The organism is Burkholderia sp. BCC0405, assembly GCF_902833075.1.
In the GTDB taxonomy this organism is placed as follows: Bacteria; Pseudomonadota; Gammaproteobacteria; order Burkholderiales; family Burkholderiaceae; genus Burkholderia.
Map to the genome: position 1 here is coordinate 128,180 of NZ_CADFEO010000018.1, position 20,006 is coordinate 148,185.

General features: G+C 69.7%; 17 protein-coding genes. 6 read left to right on the forward strand and 11 right to left on the reverse strand.

Annotated features, from left to right (window positions below):
- The first annotated feature begins 142 nt into the window (after positions 1–142).
- Positions 143–508, forward strand: coding sequence for a hypothetical protein (locus HWX36_RS26620; RefSeq protein ID WP_059234078.1), 366 nt, complete (start codon positions 143–145; stop codon positions 506–508).
- 132 nt (positions 509–640) lie between these two features.
- Here the strand turns inward: HWX36_RS26620 and HWX36_RS26625 are convergent, their stop codons facing one another.
- The 11 genes from HWX36_RS26625 to HWX36_RS26675 form a co-directional block, all read right to left on the reverse strand.
- On the reverse strand, positions 641–1,120 hold the full coding sequence (locus HWX36_RS26625; RefSeq protein ID WP_175956187.1) for a DUF2501 domain-containing protein: 480 nt from the start codon (positions 1,118–1,120) through the stop codon (positions 641–643).
- 222 nt (positions 1,121–1,342) lie between these two features.
- The gene (locus HWX36_RS26630) at positions 1,343–2,581 is read right to left on the reverse strand and encodes an MFS transporter (RefSeq protein WP_175956189.1); all 1,239 of its coding nucleotides are present in this window, start codon (positions 2,579–2,581) and stop codon (positions 1,343–1,345) included.
- A complete protein-coding gene (locus HWX36_RS26635) occupies positions 2,562–2,930 on the reverse strand; it encodes a hypothetical protein (RefSeq protein WP_175956191.1) in 369 nt (122 codons plus the stop codon). The genes HWX36_RS26630 and HWX36_RS26635 overlap by 20 nt, the downstream gene beginning before the upstream one ends.
- Before the next feature lie 28 nt (positions 2,931–2,958).
- Positions 2,959–3,753, reverse strand: coding sequence for a 2,3-dihydro-2,3-dihydroxybenzoate dehydrogenase (locus HWX36_RS26640; RefSeq protein WP_175956193.1), 795 nt, complete (start codon positions 3,751–3,753; stop codon positions 2,959–2,961).
- Positions 3,750–7,667: a non-ribosomal peptide synthetase gene (locus tag HWX36_RS26645; RefSeq protein ID WP_175956195.1), complete on the reverse strand. Its 3,918-nt coding sequence runs from the start codon at positions 7,665–7,667 to the stop codon at positions 3,750–3,752. Before HWX36_RS26645 ends, HWX36_RS26640 begins: the two co-directional genes overlap by 4 nt.
- Positions 7,668–7,712: 45 nt before the next feature.
- Positions 7,713–8,036, reverse strand: coding sequence for a DUF2218 domain-containing protein (locus tag HWX36_RS26650; RefSeq protein ID WP_175956204.1), 324 nt, complete (start codon positions 8,034–8,036; stop codon positions 7,713–7,715).
- The gene (locus tag HWX36_RS26655; RefSeq protein WP_175956206.1) at positions 8,033–8,911 is read right to left on the reverse strand and encodes an isochorismatase family protein; all 879 of its coding nucleotides are present in this window, start codon (positions 8,909–8,911) and stop codon (positions 8,033–8,035) included. Before HWX36_RS26655 ends, HWX36_RS26650 begins: the two co-directional genes overlap by 4 nt.
- Before the next feature lie 52 nt (positions 8,912–8,963).
- On the reverse strand, positions 8,964–10,577 hold the full coding sequence (locus tag HWX36_RS26660) for a (2,3-dihydroxybenzoyl)adenylate synthase (protein WP_175956208.1): 1,614 nt from the start codon (positions 10,575–10,577) through the stop codon (positions 8,964–8,966).
- Positions 10,574–11,758 (reverse strand): isochorismate synthase, encoded by a 1,185-nt coding sequence (locus HWX36_RS26665; protein ID WP_175956210.1) that lies wholly within the window; start codon positions 11,756–11,758, stop codon positions 10,574–10,576. Before HWX36_RS26665 ends, HWX36_RS26660 begins: the two co-directional genes overlap by 4 nt.
- 49 nt (positions 11,759–11,807) lie before the next feature.
- Positions 11,808–13,952 (reverse strand): TonB-dependent receptor, encoded by a 2,145-nt coding sequence (locus tag HWX36_RS26670; protein ID WP_175956212.1) that lies wholly within the window; start codon positions 13,950–13,952, stop codon positions 11,808–11,810.
- A gap of 117 nt (positions 13,953–14,069) precedes the next feature.
- Positions 14,070–15,050, reverse strand: a complete 981-nt coding sequence (locus HWX36_RS26675) for a helix-turn-helix transcriptional regulator (RefSeq protein WP_175956213.1) — start codon at positions 15,048–15,050, stop codon at positions 14,070–14,072.
- A 169-nt stretch (positions 15,051–15,219) separates the two neighbouring features.
- Here HWX36_RS26675 and HWX36_RS26680 point away from each other — a divergent pair, with 169 nt between their 5' ends.
- From HWX36_RS26680 to HWX36_RS26700, 5 genes are all read left to right on the forward strand, one after another.
- On the forward strand, positions 15,220–16,326 hold the full coding sequence (locus tag HWX36_RS26680; RefSeq protein WP_244136521.1) for an ABC transporter substrate-binding protein: 1,107 nt from the start codon (positions 15,220–15,222) through the stop codon (positions 16,324–16,326).
- A 1-nt stretch (position 16,327) separates the two neighbouring features.
- Positions 16,328–17,269 carry an alpha/beta hydrolase-fold protein gene (locus HWX36_RS26685; protein WP_175956215.1) on the forward strand — a complete coding sequence of 314 codons (942 nt, stop codon included), beginning with the start codon at positions 16,328–16,330 and terminating at the stop codon, positions 17,267–17,269.
- Positions 17,266–18,339 (forward strand): iron ABC transporter permease, encoded by a 1,074-nt coding sequence (locus HWX36_RS26690; RefSeq protein WP_175956216.1) that lies wholly within the window; start codon positions 17,266–17,268, stop codon positions 18,337–18,339. The genes HWX36_RS26685 and HWX36_RS26690 overlap by 4 nt, the downstream gene beginning before the upstream one ends.
- On the forward strand, positions 18,332–19,141 hold the full coding sequence (locus HWX36_RS26695; RefSeq protein WP_175956217.1) for an ABC transporter ATP-binding protein: 810 nt from the start codon (positions 18,332–18,334) through the stop codon (positions 19,139–19,141). The genes HWX36_RS26690 and HWX36_RS26695 overlap by 8 nt, the downstream gene beginning before the upstream one ends.
- Positions 19,142–19,391: 250 nt before the next feature.
- The gene (locus HWX36_RS26700) at positions 19,392–19,946 is read left to right on the forward strand and encodes a hypothetical protein (protein ID WP_175956218.1); all 555 of its coding nucleotides are present in this window, start codon (positions 19,392–19,394) and stop codon (positions 19,944–19,946) included.
- Positions 19,947–20,006: the final 60 nt, after the last annotated feature.

Below are 20,006 nucleotides of genomic sequence, written 5' to 3' on the forward strand. Positions count from 1 at the left end.
GCGCAGCGTCCGTTTCGCCGCCATGTCAGCATCCGCCCGGGTGCGCGGCCGGGCCCGCATCGTGCTATGTTTTTATTATCGGCACCGGCCCATTGCAACCAACCGGCGCCGCCCGGAATCGACGAATTTCGTGAGCGCTGCCATGTCCGACGCACCCCATACCCTCGGCTCGCAAGACCGCCTGGAGCTGCTTTGCTGGCTCACCTGCGGCAATCTCGGCGCGTTTTACCTCAACGAATCGTGGCCGGACGCCACGTTCCAGGTCCAGGCCGCGCACCGCTGGCTCGACCGCCATCACCGCCAGGCCGACTGGCTGGCCGTTGCCAAGCTCGCGGCGCTCGCGCAGGACATCGCGAAGCGGCACGCCGGGTTCGTCGATGCGTCATGGGCACGCGACGCGGTCGAGGAAATCGTCGATACCGACGATCTCGACTATCGGGCGAAACTCGTGCAATGGGTTTACGAAGACTGCTGCAAGGCGCTCGCCGACAAGCGGCTGGCCGATTGAGTCCATGCGTGCGGGCCGCGGCAGCGCGCGGCCGCCCGTCTTCTCGTCGATGATGGGTGCGCGGCAGCCGGAATGACCTGTGCGTAACGGTACGTCGCGCACCGCACGCTGCGCCGCCACGCGCCGCGGCGCTTACAGCAGCGACTTCCCTTGCGCCAGCACCTTGTCGCAGATCTGCTTGGTCACCTGCTGCTTCAGGCCGCCGCCGCTCAGGTCGAGCTTGTTGCCATTGCCGGCATCGAGGATCCCGCTCGCGCCGCTCGTATAGCCGCTGTCGGACGACGCACCGCCGCCGAGCTTGCCCATCAGCGCGTCCTTCACCGACGACGCGCCACCAGACGCCCCGCCGAGATAGTTGTTCTGGATGCAGAACTGCAGGATGCCCGCGACGTTGCCGGTGCTGCCCGGCATCAGCGACGAACCGCCTCCGCCCGTCAGGGCACCGCCGAGACCGCCTAGATTGCCGAGCGCACCGCCCGCGCTGCCGCCCGAATCGCCACCGCCGCCGACCTGCTTCAGGACATCGCCGAGCTGCGCATGCGCCACCGAAAACGGTGCGAGCAACCCGATCAGCGCGCCGGCAACGGTCGCGCGGTATAGACGTGCATTCATGTAGAGCCTCCCGAGTGGTGATTGCGTGAATACCGCGAATCGCATTCAAGGATACTCAATCAACCCGCACCTGAGAGCCCCCGCGGGGCCGCCGGATATGCACCGCCGGCTGTTTTTTCGACAATTTGACAAAGCTTGACGTAACGAGCCGGTGCCGCCGGCCGTCTCTCGTGCCAAGAGCCGACAGCCGACGCGTGTCGTACGGCACCGGCGCATGCGCCGCTACGCGTGCGCCGCGCGCGACCCGCGCCACGACGCGGCAGCGGAAACGCCTGCCAGGATCACGCCGATCGACACGAACGGCAGGGCCGGATGCAACTCGTACAGCATCGCGCCGGCGAGCGGTCCGATCACCATGCTGAGCCCCTGGGCCATCGACATCGCCCCCGCACAGGCGGCCTGCTCGTGGGCCGCCACGCGCGCGCTCGCCAGCGCCGCTGCCGCGGGAAACGCCGCCCCCATCCCGCATGCCGCCACGAGATAGCTTGCACACAGCAGCAGCGGCTGCGCGGCTCCGGCCACCAGGACCGACGCGAATCCGGCGCCGGCGACGAGTGCGCCCCATCGCAGCCACTGCACCGGGGCGACCACCCGCAAACGCCCGACCAGCGCCTGCGTCGCAATCAGGCCGAGGCCCGCGCTGCCGAGCGCATAGCCCGTCGTGAGCGACGCGGCCTGCGCGCTCACGCCCAGCCGGTCGATCACGTAAAACCCGAGTGCGCTGTTCGCGATCATCACCGCGCTATAAAGCGCCAGCGCACTGAACCAGGGCAAGCGCAGGCGCGGCTCGGTCGGCTTCAGGCGCGGCGGCGCCTGCCGCACCGCGTATTCGTGCCCTTCGCGCTGGCCGCGCAATCCGGCCAGCCCGGCCAGCGGCAACAGCGCGAACGCCGCCAGCGCGAGCGTCATGTCGTATCCGGCGATCCAGCCGGCCAGCGGCGGCGCGACGACCATCCCGACGGCACCCGCGGCGCCGAACCTGGCAATCGCCGCCGCCCGCCCCTCGACGGCGGTCCGGTCTGCAATCCACGCGGTCGCGGCAACCGGCAGCCCCGCATAGCAGCCGCCCATCGCCGCTCGCGTCACAAGCAGCGCGGCGAAGCCGGTCCAGACAGCCGGAACGGCCGTACCGCCGTTGCGGAGCGCCCAGCCGACGTAACCCGTCAGCAGCAGCGAACTCGCGACGAAGCCGCCGATCGCGGCACGCATCGCCGGCAGCCGTCCGCGCAGGTCCGCAACCCGCGCCCAGCGCGGTGCGGCCAGCATCCACACGAGACCGACGATGCCGATGATCGCGCCGATGTGCAGCGGCGCGAGATGCATGCGGCGCGCCATCGGGCCCGCGACCGTGACGAATGCATAGGTCCCCGCGACCATCGAGAAATTCGCGAGCAGCAGCGGCAGGAAAGACGCGCCGGCACCGGCCGGCGTATTCAGGGTGTCAGCAGAAGTGGTAGACATGGTTGCGTTGATGATGAAGAAATGGGGGAAAAGCGGCGTATGCCGGCCACGTCGGCGCGCCCGGTCGAGCAGCCGGCTGCGCGCATGCAGCAGCGCGTCCTCGGTCGCCACCAAGCCGATGCACGGATCGGTCACCGCGCAGCCGGCACGCAGCGCGCCGCTCGAGAATCGCGCGCGGCTGCGAGCGGCCCGCGTCGACGGTCGCCAGCGCGGCGAACGACGCCGGCACGTCTCGGCGCAGGGTGTCGGGAGACGGCAGGCGCACGCCGACGCGCAGCCGCGCGTCCTGGCGCGGCTGCGCGAAAGCGCCCGCCGCGCCCTGCCCGGTCAGTACGGTCAGGTGTTTCATCGCTTGTGCCCCGGCAACCGATCGCGCCTCACACACCCAGTGTCGCGCCGCCGTCCACGCACAGCGTGTGCAGCGTGACGTGGCGCGACGCGTCGGACAGCAGGAACAGCACGGCTTCGGCAATATCGTCGGGAGCCGCGATGCGGCCGAGCGGAATACCGGTTCGATAGGTGCCGAGCGACCCGCCGATGACGCCCGCCGGCCCTTCGGGGCCCGTCCATAGCTGGCGCTGCATCGGCGTATCGGTCGAGCCCGGTGCGACGATATTGCAGCGAATGCCGTGGCCGGCCAGCTCGAGCCCGAGACAACGGGTGAACTGGTGAGCGGCCGCCTTCGATGCCGCATACGCGGCCATCTGCGTGCGCGGCACGAGCGCCGCGTTCGAGCCGACGGTCACGATGCTGCCCGCCCCCCGCGCGATCATGTGCGGCGCGACCGCCCGCGACAGGTGGAACACGCCGTGCGCGTTCACCCCGAAGCAATGCGCCCAGTCGTCGTCCGTCAGCGACGTCGTGCTCGCCAGTCGCAACACACCGGCGACGTTCGCGAGCATCCCGATCGGACCGACGGACGCTTCCACTCGCTCGACCGCCGTGCGCACGGCATGCGCGTCGGCGACATCGACCTCGAATGCATGCATGCGCCCGGGCGCCGGCCGGCGATCGGCCACGGCGCGCGCCAGTGCGTCGCCGTCCGCATCGAACGCGGCCACGTCGACACCGAGTTCGGCGAGCGCACGCGCAACCGCGGCGCCGATCCCTCGCGCCGCACCGGTCACGATGGCCACGCCGGCCGGAAAAGTCAGGTTCGTTTTACTGTTCATCGATTCGAATTCCGTGCTTGAAGCGCCGGGCCCGCCCATGAGGCGAGCCGTTCGGTCAGGACGGCGCCGATCGCCGCCATCGGTTCAGGATCCGACATCCCGTCGTGCGAGCAGTCGAGCGCCACGCAGATCGTCGACGCGGGAGGCCGGTGCGCGTCCCAGCTCTCGGGCGACGGCGTGCCGCGTCGCTTGCGGGTCGCGTTGAAGAGCAGCAAGTCGCCGTCGTAGCGTGGTGTCGACGCCGCCCGGAACTGCCGCATCTGCCGCAGCGTGGCCTCGACGAATGCGTCGAGGCCCGCGCCGCCGAGCGTCGCGAACGGGCTGCCCGCGCGCAGCAGGCGCTGCCGCAGCACCGCGTCGGACAGTTCCGCCGTATCGAAGTCGCCATTGACCGTCAGCAGGATCCGCAGTGCGTCGCCGCGTACCGGCTGCGGCTGCGCCGCCCATGCCGACGACGGATAGCTGTCCATCAGCGCGACCGTGCCGACCGGGCAGCCGTCGCTCGCCAGCGCGGCTGCGACGCCATACGCGAGCGCGCCGCCGAGCGACCAGCCGAGCAGGTGATACGGGCCATCCGGTTGAAGCGCCCGTACGCGTCGCACATAGGTCTCGACGAGTGCGTCGAAATCGGCCGCGCCGCGCGTATCGTCGACGCAGAGCTGCAGTCCGTCGACCGTCGCGTCGGGCAGGTAGGCCGCGAGACGCAGGTAGCTCCACGCGAGACCGTCGGCCGGATGAATGCAGACGAGCCGCGGGGCATCCCCCGCGGCCGTCTGGATCGCCAGGTGCGGGGCGAACGCATGGCGTTCGGTGCGCGGCCGATACGGCAGCGGCGTGCGCAATGCGGCAGTCAGCGCCGCGATGGTCGGATGCCGGAACAGCATCGATACGGGCACGTCCCGCCCGAGCTCCGTCGCGAGCCTTGCGCTCGCCTGCATCGCCTGCAGCGACTTGCCGCCGATGTCGAAGAAGTTGGCGTCCGGCGTGAGCGCGACGTCGCCGAGTACGTTGCGCCACACGGCCATCACCTGCCGCTCGAGCGCGCCGGTGCGCGGATCGTCGGCCGCGTCATCGCGCCGCGCATCGAACCGCTGCAGCGCCTGGCGATCGATCTTGCCGTTCGCGTTGCGCGGCAGCCGCTCGAGCACATGGCAACGATCCGGAATCGCGGCGGCAGGCAGGCGCTGCGCGAGTTGCGTACGCAACGCGGCGGCTTCGGCCGGCCCGGCGACGAACGCCGCGAGCGTCACGGTACCCGCCCCGCTGCGCGATGCGACCACCGCCGCCTCGCGCACGTCCGGCACGCGCAGCAGCGCGTCCTCGATCTCGCACGGGTCGATGCGCACGCCGCTGATCTTCACTTCGTGATCGATCCGGCCGTCGAAATACAGCCGGCCGTCACGCAGCGTCGCGAGATCGCCGGTGCGGTACGCCCGCCGGCCGCCGCGCGGCAAGGTCACGAACCGCTCCGACGTCAGCGCGGGATTGCCGGCATACGCAAGCGCCAGACCGCCGCCGCTCAGCATCAGTTCGCCCGTGCGCCCCTCGGCAACCGGGTATCCGCGCTCGTCGACGATGCACACGTCGACACCCGCGCGCGGGGTGCCGATCGGCACCGGCTCGCCGTCCCGCCAGATCGCATCCGGGCCGCCGACGCACGCCGCGGTCGCAATGATCGTCGCCTCGGTCGGCCCGTAGGTGTTGAGCAGCGCCCGATGCGGCAGGTGCGTGCGCCAGCGCCGGATTCGCTCCGGCAATGCAGCCTCGCCGCCGATGATCGTCAGGCGCACGCGCTCGAGCCGACGCGCATGACGCGCGTCGAGCGCATGCGCGAGTACGTGCCAGTACGCGGTCGGCAGATCGAGCACGGTAATCCCGCGCCGCTCCACTTCGGCCGTGAACGTCTCGACCGAATCGAGCATCGCGTCGTCCCGCAGCACGAGCGTCGCGCCATGGCAGAGCGTCGCGAAGATCTCCTCGAAACTCGCGTCGAAATGCAGCGGCGCGAACTGCAGCACGCGGTCGCCAGGCCCGATGCGATACAACCCGCGCGTGCTCGCGACGAACTGCGCGAGCGCGCCGCGTCCGATCAGCACACCGTTCGGGCGGCCGGTCGACCCCGACGTGTACAACAGATACGCAGGCAGCGAGTCCGATACCGGTTCGTCCGGTGTCGAGGCGGGACACATCGCCGGCACGCGCGCCGCATCGAGATCGAGCACCGGATACGCACCCGCGCATGCACGATGCGCGCCGCGCGTCATCACGAGCGCGGGCGCCGCGTCCGCCAGCATCGCGGCCGTCCGTTGCGGCGGCCCGTCCGGATCGAGCGGCACGACGACGGCGCCGAGCTTCAGCACGGCCAGCATGGCCGCGATCACGTCCGGCGCGCGCGGCGCCGCGATCGCCACGCGTGTCTCACGCGTCACGCCGCGCCGCGCAAGCTCGGCCGCCAGCGCGTCGGTATCGGCGAGCAACGTCCGATAGTCGACGCGACGATCCCCAGCTTCGATCGCCGTGCGTGCATGCGTCGTGCCGGCGGCGCGCTCGATCAGCGCGAGTACGTCGTCGTGCGGCCCGGGCAGCGGCGGGCCGCGCACGATCGACGGCGCCGGTATGTCGTCCAGCAGACGCGCGACCGGTTCGTTCTCCGCGCAGGCGGCGAACGTGTCGAGCCAGCGCAGGAAGGCCTGTGCGTAGCCCGCCAGCGTAGCGGCGTCGTACGCGTTCGGATTCGCCTCGAGCGTCAAATGCCATGCGCCGCCGCGCACGGCAAGCGTCACGTTCAGGTCCCTCACCGGCCCGCCGCTCACCGCGCGCGTATCGCTCGCCAGCCCGCGGAACGCGACCTGCCGCTCGAACGGCATCACGTTGACGGCCTGGTTGAACAGGAAAGCATTGCCCTCGAGCAGACCCAGATCGCCGCGAATCCAGCCGTAGCGGTAATACAGGTGCGGCCGGATCGCGCGCAGCTGCGCCGCACAGGCGCGCGCGAGATCGCCCGGCGAATGGCCCGCGTCGACATGCACGCGAAACGGCACGATGTTCATCGCCATGCACGGCACGCCGAGCGCGGGCGTGCCGAGACGGTTCATCACCGGCAGCCCGAGCGTCAGGTCGCGCTGGCCGCCCTGCCGGGCCAGCCAGATTCCGGTCGCGCACAGCAGCCACGCGTTCCAGTCGACGTCCGCGCGCTCGGCGGCTTGCCTGAGCGCGGCCAGCCGGCTGCCGTCGACGACGCGCGTGACCCGCAGCGCGTCGCTGGCGATGTCCTGTTTCGGCGCGAGCACGAGCGGCGCGGGCACGTCGCGCAGATGCTCGCGCCAGAACGCGCGATCGGTATCGAAGCCGCCGCCCTCGCGATAACGCGCTTCGGCGTCGACGACGCGATCCACGCGCCAGTCGGGCAACGCCGGCGGCGGCGCATGGCCGACGCATGCGCTGTAGCGGGCGGCGACGGCCTGCTGCAGCAGCCCGTAGCCGAAGCCGTCGAGCGCGATGTGATGAACCTGCAGATACCACCAGTGCCGTGTCGGCGACAGCTTCAGCAGCGCGGTGCGATACAGCGGATCGGACCTCACGTCGCAGCACACCGCCAGCGACGCCTTGATCCAGCGGTGCGCCGCCTGCTCCGGCTCGGCTTGCGCCGACAGGTCCACGAGCGGCAGACGCGTATTCGACGCACGGCGGATTTGCCAGAGCCGGTCGTCCGCCCACGCGAAGCGCATGTGCAGCGCGTCGGCATGATCGAGTACCGCCTCGACGCTCCCGGTCAGCGCGTCGGCGTCGAGTGCGCCGTCGAGTTCGACGATTTCGGCCGTCAGGTAGCCCGGATCGTCCGGATCGACCTGCTGCGCGACCCAGATTCCGTATTGCGCGGACGTCGCGCGCATCGGTCGTTCTTCGAGTTGCATGAATGAAGGTATCGCGAATAAACGTTGAACCGGAACCGCACGCGGTCAGTCCGCGCGCTGCCACGCAATCACGAGTTCGCGATTGCGCGACATCAGCACCAGATGCTCGTCCATCACGTACTGGATCTGTGCGAGCTTGTCGGCCGAATCGGCTTCGCAGCGTATCCGCACCAGATCGTCGGTACGCTGCATCCGGCAGGTTCCGTAAGGAAAATCGACGGTTGCGCGGTGCGCGTCGAACACGACGGGCACCTTGATCGCGTAGTGCTTGCACAGTTTGAACAGCACGCGTTCGGCCTGCGCAAGCCTGACTTCCGCGGTGCTGACGAACGGCGCCGCACGCGTGTCGAGCCCTGCGTGCATCGTCATGCCGGCACCAGCGCGGCGCGTTGTTGCAGCAGGCGTGCCCACGCCTCGAGCGTCGGCTGCTCGGCAAGCTGCACGAACGTCACGTCGTGCCCATCGGCCCGCCACCGCTCGACGAACGTCATCATGCGGATCGAGTCGACGCCGCAATCGACGAGGTTGGCGTCCACGCGCAATTCCGCGGCCGGCACGCGCAGGCTCTCGGCAACCAGCCGCACGACCTCGTCGAGCATCGGCGTCGCGGCATCGCCGCGCGCGGCGGCGACGAGCGTGTCGGTCGACACGACGCTGCCGCAGCGCCCCGCGACGTAGTCGAGCGCCATCCGGTGCTCGCGCTCGGAGAAATCCGCCAGCGCATCGCCGACGAAGAACGGCTTGATGTCGCGCATGAACGCGTCGCACGCGGTCATGAGGCAGCCGATGTGCGCGTAGATCCCGCAGATCGCAAGCTGGTCGCGCCCCTGCTCGCGCAGCCGGGCTTCGAGATCCGAGCGCCGGAACGCGCTGTAGCGCCACTTGTCGAGCACGATGTCGCCGGACGCCGGCGCGACGGCCTCGTGGATCGCGGCGTGCGCCGGTTGCCCGGTCAGGCCCGGGCCCCACATGTCGGTCAGCAGCGCGCGATCCGCCGGCGCCTGGGTCGCCGGCTGCGCGGTGTAGTAGACCGGCATTCCCGCTGCGTGCGCGAAATCGATCAGGCGCCGTACGCGAGCCAGCAAGGTCGGCACCGGCGCCGCACCGCGATCGTAGAAATCGAGGAAGTAGTCCTGCATGTCGTGCACGAGCAGCGCCGCGCGATGCGGCTCGAACCGCCAGGTCACGCGGTTGGCCGGCATGTCGGCCGGCATCGGATAGGAAGCGATTTTCGGAATGGCCATGATGGAATGGGTAGGAAAAATCAGGAGTTCGGAAATGCCGCCGCGGCGCGGATCACGCCGAGGCGGCCAGGGAATCGGCGATGCGCTGCCGCAACGCCCGCTTGTCGATCTTGCCTACCGGCGTCTTCGGGAATGCATCGATGAACTCGATCCGGTCCGGCACCTTGTAGGTCGCGACACCCTGCTCGCGGACGAACCGCACGAGATCGGCCGCGCTCGGCGAAGCGGCGCCGCGAATGACGTAGGCGCAACTGCGCTCGCCGAGATACGGGTCCGGCATCGGCACCAGCGCCGCGTCGACGACGCCCGGATGGGCAAGCAGCAGGTGTTCGATTTCTTCCGCGGAAATCTTCTCGCCGCCGCGATTGATCTGATCCTTCGCCCGGCCTTCGACGACGAGATAGCCGCCCTCGGTCACGCGCACGCGATCGCCGGTTCGGTAGAAACCGTCCGCCGTGAACGCACGCGCGTTGTGCGCCGGCGCGTCGTAGTAGCCGCGGATCGTGTACGGGCCGCGGGTCAGCAGGTGACCGGTCTCGCCCGGCGCCACCGGACGATCGTCGTCGTCGACCACGAGAATTTCATCGTCCGGCGAGATCGGCCGGCCCTGCGTGGCTATCACGACGTCGCGCGGATCGCCCGGCCGCGTGTAGTTGACGAGCCCTTCCGCCATCCCGAATACCTGCTGGAGCTGCGCGCCGAACCCGTCCGCCGCGCGCGCCGCCAGCGCCGGATCGAATCGCGCGCCGCCGACCTGCACGAGTTCGAGGCTCGCCGGCGCGCCCCCGCGCCGCGCGGCCGCGCTCAGCCAGACGCTCACGAGCGGCGGCACCAGCGCGACCACGTTCACGCGTTCACGCTCGATCAGGTCGAACGCCACGTCCGGGCTGGCGCTGTCGCATAGCACGACCGTGCCGCCAGCATGGAACACCCCCAGCGAACCGGGCGAACTGAGCGCGTAGTTGTGCGCGGCCGGCAGCGCGGCAAGATAGACGCTGCGATCGCTCAACCCGCAGATGCGCGCGCTCTCGCGCACGCTGTACAGGTAATCGTCATGCGTGCGCGGAATCAGTTTCGGCGTGCCCGTGCTGCCGCCCGAGAGCTGCAGGAAAGCCACGTCGTGCGCGGCCGGCCCCGGCGGCAAGGCAGCGTCCCGCGCATCGGGAAGATCGAGCCCTGCGTTGCCCGGCGTCGTGAACAGCACCTGCTTCAGCGTCGGTGCGTCGGCCCGCACGTCGTGCGCAAGCGACCGGTAGTCGAAACCGTCGTGACGTTCCGCCGCGATATACGCCACCGCGCCCGCGTGCCGACAGAAGAACCCGATCTCTCGACGGCGATGCGCGGGCAACGCGAATATCGGCAGCGCGCCGATGCTGAACAACGCGAACGTCGTCGCGAAAAACGCGACGCAGTTCGGCAGTTGCAGCACCACGCGATCGCCTCGCGCAATACCCGCCGCGCTCAGTGCGCAGGCGATCCGTTGCGCCTCGAGCGCGAGCGTCCGGTACGACCACCGGAGGTCGCCCTGCACGAGTGCCGTCCGTCCAGCGAATTGCTCGACGCGCGCATCGAGCCACTGCGCGAACGACTCACCCTGCCAATAGCCCTTGTTCCTGTACGTGTCGGCCAGCGCGGCCGGCCACGGCGTGCCGTGTGCGCCCGTCACGCCGCCTCCCGCTCGCCGCCCGATGCGGCATCGCGTCGAATCCCCAGTGCATCCAGCATCGTTCCGAACTTGGCGGCCGTTTCCGCCCGCTCGCCGTCGGGCGTCGACCCGGCGACGACGCCCGCCCCCGCGTAAAGCCGCAGCGTGCGGTCGAAAGCTTCCGCGCAGCGAATCGTCACGACCCATTCGCCGTCGCCGCGCACATCGACCCAGCCGAGCATCCCCGCATAGAAGCCGCGATCGAACGGCTCGGCATCGCGAATGCAGGCACGGGCCGCGGCCCGCGGCGCACCGCACACCGCGGGCGTCGGATGCAGCGCAAGCGCGAGCGTCAGCGCATCCGCCTCGGTTTCTCCGCGCACCTCGGTAGACAGGTGCCACATCGTTTCCGTATGAATCAGCGACGGCCGCGACGGCACGTCGAGATATCTGCAGAATGGTGCGAGACTGTCCCGTACCGCCTCCACGACGACGCGGTGTTCGTCGAGATCCTTGACCGAATCCAGCAGCGCCTGCGCACGGCGACGATCCTCGACGGGATCGCGGCTGCGCGGCGCGGAGCCTGCCAGCGGATTCGCGCGCACGACGCCGCCGAATCGGTTTACGAGCAGCTCCGGGCTTGCGCCCAACAGCGTGCGGCCCGCACCGAGATCGATCGAGAACGTATAGCCGTGCGGGTTATGAGCGGCGAGACGCGCGACCAGCGGCGCGATTTCGACCGGCTGCTCGCCGACGACTTCGAGCGTGCGGGCCAGCACGACCTTGTCGAGTTCGCCTGCCCGGATGCGCGCGACCGCGTGTGCCACGGCGTCCGCATAGGCATTCGCCGGCGGCACCTCGCGCGTCGCATGACGTATTGCGGACGGCGCCGGTGCGTGCGGCGCGCCGAGCGGCGCCGCACGCAGCATCGTGCGCGCGACCCGCAGTGCAGCCGGTGCATCGGCGTCGAACGGCACGGCACCGACTACGGCCGCACCGGCATGCCCTTGCGCCTGCGCACGACGCAGCGCCGTCGTTACGCGTTCGGCCAGCGGCTCATCCGCGTGCGGGATGGCTTGCGCCGCATCGGCCGCGAGCAGCGTATGGGCCGGCGTCGCGAGAAACAGCGGCGTATCGGTACGATACAGATCCCATATGTTATGGGCTACTAATAGATCGGAAGGACGGGATATTGCATTCATGGTATTGACCTCCAGATTGAACGGGCCGGCCCCTGCGCCGGCCATGCCCTCACATTTCAGCCGTGAGGCTCACCGCGACGCGGCGCCCCTGGTCGACCAGCCAGTTGCCGCTCAGGCCGGTCGTGCGCGTGCGGTCGTCGATCGGCACCATTTTGTTGGTCAGGTTCAGCACGGCGAAGTTGACGGAGAAGCGCTTGTCGATCCGGTAGCGGCCGCCGAGGTCGAAGGTCGTCGTCGACGGCCGTTCGCGCACGCCCTGCGCGCCGTTGCGGAACGCCGCCCAGTATTCGCTGCCGATGTAGTTCGCGGTCGCATACAGGTCGAGCTTCGCCGTTGGCGTCCAGTCGACCTGCACGTTGAATTTGTGCTTCGGCGTCTTGTCGAGCGGATAGCCGTCGAGCGAGCTGCCGTTGAACGCCTTCTCGCCGCTGCCTTCGCGGCGTGACTGGGTCAGCGTATAGGCGCCCGACACCTTCAGCGTGCGCAGCACGCGCGTGCCCGCGCCGAGCTCGAGCCCGTACAGCTTGACCCGGTCGATGTTGTCGTACACGTAGAGGTTGCGGCCCGGCGAGCGCGGATCCGGTTTGCCCGTGTCGTAGCTCGACACCTTGTTCTTGAAGAGGTTGTTGAACAGCGTCAGCCCGGCATAGGTGTCGCCCAGGTCGTAGCGCACGCCGAGTTCCTCGGTCAGGCTGGTCTCGGGCTTGAGGTCCGGATTGCCGCATAGCGTGCCGGGCACCGCGCCGGCCGCGCCGCCCGACGTCATGCAGTAGCCGCCGGTGCTCTGGCGCAGCGAAGGCGGCCGGAAGCCCGTCGACACGCCGCCGCGCACCGTCCACGCCCGGCTGAGCTTGTAGACGCCGTAGATGCGCGGGCTCACGTGGCTGCCGTAGCGATCGTCGTGATCGAGCCGCACGCCGGTCGTCAGCGTGAAGCGGTCGTTGAAAAAGTAGTCGTTTTCGCCGAACAGCGCCCACGCATTGCGCCGGATCCGGTCGGAGTTCGCCGCATGGCCCTGCGGCACGGCGTCCTGGCGGGCCACGCCGGACAGCGTCGACCAGATGTGCTGGCCGCCGACCGTCAGGATGTTGCGCTCGCCCCACCACGGCACCTCGGCCTTGCCTTCGAGAATCGTGTCGGTCAACGCGGGCCGGGTCGCCGCGCGGCCGGCCGGCGTCCATTGGTCCTGCACGCCTCGCTCGCCGTAGAGCGACAGCGTCGTGTTGCCGAACCCCCAGCGGCCGTCGTGCGTGATGCCCCAATAGTCGCGCACGTGGCGGGTTTCGGTCACCGCCGTCGCGGCCGTGCGCGGCGTGAGCGGCGCCGCGCTCTTGCCCGGCGTGCTCAGGTAGGTGAGCTGCTCGCGCCCGACGTTCACGCTCACATCCTGGTTGCTCGCGGGCTTCGCCGCCAGCTTCACGTCGAAGCTGCCGATCCGCTGGCCGTTCGCGCCGCCCGTTCCGCTGTTCGGATAATAGATGTCGTCCTCGCCGCGATGCAGGAGGCGGCCCGACGCCTGCAGCCCCAGCACGTCGGATTTCAGCGGGCCGCCGAGCCAGAAGTCGACGCTCTGCGTATCGCCCTGGTCCGATTCGAGCTGCCACACGCTGCCGGCCGTGATCGAGGCGCCCCAGCGCTTCGGCACCTTGCGCGTGATCACGTTGATCACGCCGCCCATCGCGTCGGCGCCGTACAGCGACGACATCGGCCCGCGCACGACCTCGATCCGCTCGATCGCGGACAGCGGCGGCATCAGGTTCGACTGCACGCCCGAGCTGCCGCGGTTCATCGTTTCACGCGTGTTCTGCCGGCGGCCGTCGACGAGCAGCAGCGTGTACTCGCCGGGCATCCCGCGAATCGAAATGTCCTGGTCGTTTGGCGATGCGCCGACGACACTCACGCCCTCGACATTGCCGACGATTTCGGCAACCGACGTATAGGGCTTCGCCTCGATGTCGTCGCGCCCGATCACGGAGATGCTCGCGGGCGCTTCGCGGATGGCCTGCTCGCGACGGCTCGCCGTCACGACGATTTCCTTCGGCACGACCCGATCCGGCGACTCGGCAACGGTCGGCTGCACGGTGGCGGACGCGGCGGACTGGTCGGGCGTCTGCGCCCACGCGCTCGACACCCCCATCAGATACAGGCCGGCAACGACGACCGGCTTCAATGCATACGCGGCTTGACTCGACATGGTGGCGCTTTCGATGTTCCATTAATGTGACTGATTCTCATTTGCATTATGGAACATGTAATGCGCCGAAACCTTTGCGTAAGCTTCGAACTCGTTTGAGCGGCGCCGGGCGCGCAGTCAGCGCCGGTCGCTGCGGCGCGCAAGCGTCGGCGTGACGCCGAATCGGCGCTTGTAGGCGGTCGCGAAATTCGCCGCGCTCGTATAGCCGGCAAGCGCCGCGGCCTGCTTGACGCTTACCGCGTCGCGCTCGAGCGCCAGCCGCGCACGCTGCAGATGGTGCTCCCGGATGAAATCGAACACCGTCGTGCCATAGGCGGCGCGGAACTGGCGCTGCATCGCGTTGGCGCTCATTCCCGCGTGGCGTGCGATGTCTTCGAGCGACAATTCCTGCACCGCGTCGCTCGCCAGAAACGCGCGCAGCTCCGCCATCCGGCGATAGTCGCGCGAGCCCAGCGCCGTATCCGGCGCCTGCACCGCCTCGACCTCGGTCTCGAGCGGCGCGAACGCCTCGGCGAGCAATTCGAGCACGCGGCTTTCGAGATAGATCGCCTGCAGCATCGGCTGATACGCGGGCGGCCGCACGATCTGCTCGGCCAGCGCGGTCGCGCGCGGTGTAGGGTGCCAGAAACGGATCGCCAGGTGCGCGGACAGCATCGCATCCAGCCGCGCAGGCAGCGCACCGTGGCTCGCGGCCTGCAGATGGCCCAGCCACTCGCCCGACATCGCGAGACTCAGCCGCCGCGCATAGCCGCCCTTGCTGAGCCGCCTTCGGAACGTGTCCGGCTGCACCGCGTTGAGCAGGAACGACTGCATCCGCACCGAGGACCGCGGCTGCGCCGCGCGGATCGCCTGGCGCGCGTCGGTCGCCAGCACCACGCGCCGGTCGCCGTACGACACGTCGAGCGCGCCCTCGAGCAGCAGGACCAGATGCAGGCCCGGCGCGCACTGCCCGGACATCACCGCATCGAATTCGTCGGTCGCATCGTCCGCATGGATGCGCAAGCCCGGGCGCACCTCGCGAATCCTTGCGACGTGCGCGACGTGCGCGTCGTGGCGAGTGCCGCCGGAATGGAAAACAGCTGACGTTTGCGCTGTCATGTCGTGATACCCCCGTCGCGTGCGCGATGCGCCCGCACAAACTAATTCGTCGTTGGATCAAACAGCCTGCATGCCTTGATGCCTCGCTGCTCGGTTACAATCAAATGAGAACAATTCTCATTTATATCGTATCGGGAGTCGCGTGAGAAAGACAAGTGGAATGTGGGCCATGTTCGGTGCATGGCTGTGCGGCTGGCTCGTGATGCATGCGGCGCATGCGGACACGACCGTGACCGACCTCGCCGGTCGGCAGGTTCGAATTCCCGCACACGTCGAGCGCGTGCTGCTCGGCGAAGGGCGCCTGCTGCCCGCACTGGCGGTCGTCGACGCCGATCCCGCCCGCCGCCTCGTCGGCATGATGGGGGATTTCGAACAGCTCGACCCGGCCAGCTACGCGCAATGGCTCGCGCGCTTTCCGCGCCTGAAGGACGTGCCGCGCATCGGCCGCTCGCAATCCGGCAGCTTCAGCGACGAACGTGCGCTCGCGCTGCGTCCGCAGGTCGCGATCTTCGGCCTCGGCGGCGGTCACGGCCCCGGCGAGCGCGACCGCGAGACGCTCGCGCGGCTCGAAGCCGCCGGCGTCGCGATCGTCTTCGTCGATTTCCGGCACGATCCGCTCGTCAACACCACGCGCAGCATCGCGCTGCTCGGCCAGGTTCTCGGCGCGCCACAGCGCGCAGCGGATTTCAATGCGTACTGGCAAGCGCAGTTCGATCTCGTCCGTACGCGGCTCGCGAACGCCAGACCGGCCGCGCCGAGCGTGTTCCTCGAAAGCCGCGTCGGCCTGTCGAGCGACTGCTGCGACACGATGACGGGCATGATGGGCCGCCTGCTCGACGCCGCGGGCGGCAACAACATCGCGAAGGGCCGCGTGCCCGGCGAGCACGGAACGCTGAACCCCGAATACCTGCTCAGCCGCCAGCCCGATTTCTACATCGGCACCGGTATCGGCTCGACCCGGACGCTGCAAAGCGCGCCACTGCGCATCGCGCTCGGCGCCGGCGTGTCGCGGGACACCGCCGCCCGCTCGCTGGACCGGTCACTGCAGCGGCCGCAGATCGCGCCGCTGCGCGCGGTCCGCGAGCGCCGGGCCTATGCGATCTGGCATCACTTCTACAACTCGCCGTTCAACGTCGTCGCGGTACAGGCCATGGCCAAGTGGCTGCATCCCGCGCTGTTCGCCGACCTCGATCCGCGCAGCACGTTCGACACGATGGTGCGGCGCTTCCAGCCCGTTCCGCTGGATGGCGAATACTGGGTGCAGGAAGGATCCTGACATGCTGCCGCCTTCTTCCACGCTGCGCCGCTCGCTGCTCGTCGCCGGCCTCGCGGGCCCGTTCGGCAGCCGGGTCGGCCCCGCCTTCGCCGCCAATGAGTCGGGCTGGCCTGCGCTCGACGCGGCTCCCGCCGTTCAGGTGCCGAACAGCCGGCAGTTCGACGTGACGATCGCCGGCAGGACCCGCCGGCTATTCGTCGCGCTGCCCGCCCGGGCTTCCGGCACCGCGCGCCATCCGGTGCTGACCGTGCTCGACGGCAACGCGCTCTTTCCGCTTGCCGCGCAACTCGTCCGCAACCGCCGCGCGCGGCCTGACGGCACACCCGACGCCGAGCCGGTCGTGATCGGCATCGGCTACACGACCGATGCGTCGTACGACATGGCCGCCCGCGCGGACGACTACACGCTCGCGCCGCTGCCCGACGGCCACGGCCTCGCCGCGGACCGCTTTCTCGATTTCATCGAGCACGACGTACAGCCCTGGCTCGCGCGGCAGGTTGCCGTCGACCCGGCGCGCCAGACGCTTTTCGGCCATTCGTACGGCGGGTTGCTGACGCTGTACGCGATGCTGACGCGCCCGCACCTGTTCGGGCGCTATGTCGCGGCGAGCCCGTCGATCTGGTGGGGCGATCGTGCGCTGCTGCCCTATGCGGAGCGCTTCGCCGCGCTACCGGCGCCGCTTGCGCCCGCGCTGCGGCTACTCGTTACCGCGGGCAGCCTCGAGGAAGGCGCGCCCAATCCCGATGCCGAACGCATGCGCCGGCAGCAGGCGCGCAAGCAAGTCACTTCCGCCCGCGATTTCGTCCGGCGCGTGGGCACGCGACCGGGTCTCGACGCCGCGTTCCGCCTGATCGACGGCGAGGATCACGGCGGCGTCGCGGTGCCCAGCGCGATGCTCGCCGCGCGCATCGCCGGCGAACCCGCCGCGGGAGCCGCCGCATGAGCGCTACCTCACCCGCTTCCGCCACGCCCGCCGCATCGCTGAAGCTGCGTTACCGCGCGGTGGCCGCACGCCGTGTCGGCGCGCTGCTGCTGCTAGCCGGCGTGCTCGGCACCCTGCTCGTCGTCGACATCGGCACCGGCCCGTCGCCGTTCCCGGTCGCGGATCTGGTCGCCGGCCTGTTCCGGCCGGACGCGCTGCCGCTCGAGCAGCGCGTGATCCTCTGGGACGTGCGCCTCCCGTACGCGCTGATGGCCGTGCTGGTCGGCGCATCGCTCGGCCTCGCCGGCGCGGAAATGCAGACCGTGCTGAACAACCCACTCGCGAGCCCGTTTACGCTGGGCATGTCGGCCGCCGCGAGCGTCGGCGCATCGCTTGTCGTGATCTCGGGCTGGCACGTCGTGCTGTGGAACGAGAACATTGCGCTGTCGCTCGGCGCGTTCTGCTGCGCGAGCCTCGCGACGCTGCTGATCGTCTGGCTTGCGTGGCGACACGGCGCGACGACGGAAACCGTCGTGCTGTTCGGCATCGGCCTGATGTTCAGCTTCGAGGCGCTGCTGTGGCTGCTGCAGTTTCTCGCAGACGCGAATGCGCTCCAGCAGATCGTGTTCTGGAGCATGGGCAGCCTCGCGCGCGCGACGTGGGGCAAGATCGCGCTGCTGTCGTGCGTGCTCGCCGCCTGCACGCTGTGGGCAAGCTTCGACGTCGCGTCGATGACGGCGCTGCGCGCCGGCGACGAGCAGGCGCGCAGCATGGGCATCGCGGTCGAGCGGCTGCGGCTCGTCGCGCTGGCGCGCATCAGCCTGCTGTCGGCGACCGCGCTGTCGTTCGTCGGCACGATCGGCTTCGTGGGCCTCGTCGGGCCGCACGTCGCGCGGCTGCTCGTCGGCGACGAGCATCGCTATTACCTGCCCGGCGCCGCCCTCGCCGGCGCGATCATGCTGGCCGGCGCGTCCGTGCTCAGCAAGACGCTGATCCCGGGCGTGACGCTGCCGATCGGGATCATCACCGCGCTGGTCGGCGTGCCGCTCTTCATGATCCTCGTCAGCCGTCGCCGGAGGCTCGATGGATAAACGCGCGCTGTGCATCGACGGCCTGGTCGCGCGTTATGGCGCACGGGTCGTGCTCGACAGGTTGTCGCTCGCGCCCGTCGCGCCCGGTACGATGGTCGGCCTGCTCGGGCCGAACGGCGTCGGCAAGTCGACCCTGCTGCGTGCGCTCGCCCGGCTTGCGGCCGCGCACGGCCACGCGGCGTTCGACGGCTTCGATCTGCTGCGCGGTTCGCGCCGGGAACACACGCAGCAGGTCGGCTATCTGCCGCAGACGTTGCCTCAGCCGTCGTCGCTGCTCGTCTACGAAGCCGTACGCAGTGCATTGCGGGCGACCTGTGCCGGCCTGTCCGACGCCGCGCGCGACCTGCGCCTCCAGCAGGTGTTCGAGCGGCTGCGGCTGCAGGCGCTCGCGATGTCGCCGCTCGACCGGTTGTCGGGCGGGCAACGGCAGATGGTCGGGCTTGCGCAGGTACTCGTGCGCGAAACGCCGCTGCTGCTGCTCGACGAACCGACGAGCGCACTCGACCTGCGCTGGCAGCTGCTCGCACTGGAGGCGGTGGGCGACGCGGCGCGCCGGCGCGGCGCGGTCGTGCTGGTCGCACTGCACGACCTGAATCTCGCGTCGCGATTCTGCGACCGGCTCGTACTGCTCGGCACCGACGGCCTCGTCGCCGACGGCACGCCCGCCGGCGTCCTGACGCCACCGCACTTGCGGCGCGCGTATCGCGTCGATGCGCGAGTCGAACGGACGGCGGCAGGCGATTACATCGCGCTCGCGGAACGGGCGATTACGGACGAGGCGCGGGACGCGTGCGACGCCTGAACGGGTACCGGTCGTCACGCCGACGGCCATTCCGGCTTGCAGACATCCTTCCGGTGCCCGTTCGCCACCCTCCCGCCCGGCAACGCCGCAGCCGAAGCGTAAACGCTGTCGAAACGCACCATCGGCGCGCGCAAAGCCGCATAGAATCGCGCTGCGGGCCGACGGGCACTGCCCGCCGCGACATCGGCAAACGAACGCGCGACCGCCGTGCGTACGGCGGCCCGTTCCTCGAACCTGCAAGGACGACAGCGTGATACGCGCATACCGACTTCTGCTGACGGCCGGCGCCTCGGCCATGCTTGCCGGCTGGGCAGCGGCTGCCTTGCCGGCCCCCGCTGCGGTGACAACTGCCCGGCCTTGCCCGTCGCCTTCGTTCGACCGCTATCCGGCACCGGCGGCAAGCGCGCCGCGCAAGCCGGTCACGGCGCCACGCCTGACCAGCAAGGCAGCCCGCCTCTACCGCACCGTCATTCGCGACGAATTCACGCAACCGGCCAATTTTGCCGGCCACTACCGGGTCGCGATCTGGGGTTGCGGAACGGATTGCCGGAACTTCGCGATCGTCGACAAGTACACGGGCGCGACCTACACGATGCCCGGCGTGCAGGCCATCGCGGGCGTGATGGGCAACGACGACGAGCGCGTCGATTTCCGGCCCGACAGCAGGCTGCTGATCGTCGCGGGCTGCTTCAACGACGATTGCGACGACAGCAACGCAAAGGCCGCCCGGTTCTTCTATGAGTGGACCGGCACGCGGTTGCGCCGGATCGGCACCTGTCCGCTGGCGATCGAGCCGCTCCATTAGCAGGCCAAGGGATGCGCACGCCGCCGCTCGCCACGACTTGCGCTATCGTTCGTCCGGTAC

Excerpts from the sequence above, each read along its gene's own strand:
- HWX36_RS26620 (WP_059234078.1), top strand. The coding sequence starts at position 143 with ATGTCCGACGCACCCCATACCCTCGGCTCGCAAGACCGCCTGGAGCTG.
- HWX36_RS26625 (WP_175956187.1), bottom strand. The coding sequence starts at position 1,120 with ATGAATGCACGTCTATACCGCGCGACCGTTGCCGGCGCGCTGATCGGG.
- HWX36_RS26630 (WP_175956189.1), bottom strand. The coding sequence starts at position 2,581 with ATGTCTACCACTTCTGCTGACACCCTGAATACGCCGGCCGGTGCCGGC.
- HWX36_RS26635 (WP_175956191.1), bottom strand. The coding sequence starts at position 2,930 with ATGAAACACCTGACCGTACTGACCGGGCAGGGCGCGGCGGGCGCTTTC.
- HWX36_RS26640 (WP_175956193.1), bottom strand. The coding sequence starts at position 3,753 with ATGAACAGTAAAACGAACCTGACTTTTCCGGCCGGCGTGGCCATCGTG.
- HWX36_RS26645 (WP_175956195.1), bottom strand. The coding sequence starts at position 7,667 with ATGCAACTCGAAGAACGACCGATGCGCGCGACGTCCGCGCAATACGGA.
- HWX36_RS26650 (WP_175956204.1), bottom strand. The coding sequence starts at position 8,036 with ATGACGATGCACGCAGGGCTCGACACGCGTGCGGCGCCGTTCGTCAGC.
- HWX36_RS26655 (WP_175956206.1), bottom strand. The coding sequence starts at position 8,911 with ATGGCCATTCCGAAAATCGCTTCCTATCCGATGCCGGCCGACATGCCG.
- HWX36_RS26665 (WP_175956210.1), bottom strand. The coding sequence starts at position 11,758 with ATGAATGCAATATCCCGTCCTTCCGATCTATTAGTAGCCCATAACATA.
- HWX36_RS26670 (WP_175956212.1), bottom strand. The coding sequence starts at position 13,952 with ATGTCGAGTCAAGCCGCGTATGCATTGAAGCCGGTCGTCGTTGCCGGC.
- HWX36_RS26675 (WP_175956213.1), bottom strand. The coding sequence starts at position 15,050 with ATGACAGCGCAAACGTCAGCTGTTTTCCATTCCGGCGGCACTCGCCAC.
- HWX36_RS26680 (WP_244136521.1), top strand. The coding sequence starts at position 15,220 with ATGTTCGGTGCATGGCTGTGCGGCTGGCTCGTGATGCATGCGGCGCAT.
- HWX36_RS26685 (WP_175956215.1), top strand. The coding sequence starts at position 16,328 with ATGCTGCCGCCTTCTTCCACGCTGCGCCGCTCGCTGCTCGTCGCCGGC.
- HWX36_RS26690 (WP_175956216.1), top strand. The coding sequence starts at position 17,266 with ATGAGCGCTACCTCACCCGCTTCCGCCACGCCCGCCGCATCGCTGAAG.
- HWX36_RS26695 (WP_175956217.1), top strand. The coding sequence starts at position 18,332 with ATGGATAAACGCGCGCTGTGCATCGACGGCCTGGTCGCGCGTTATGGC.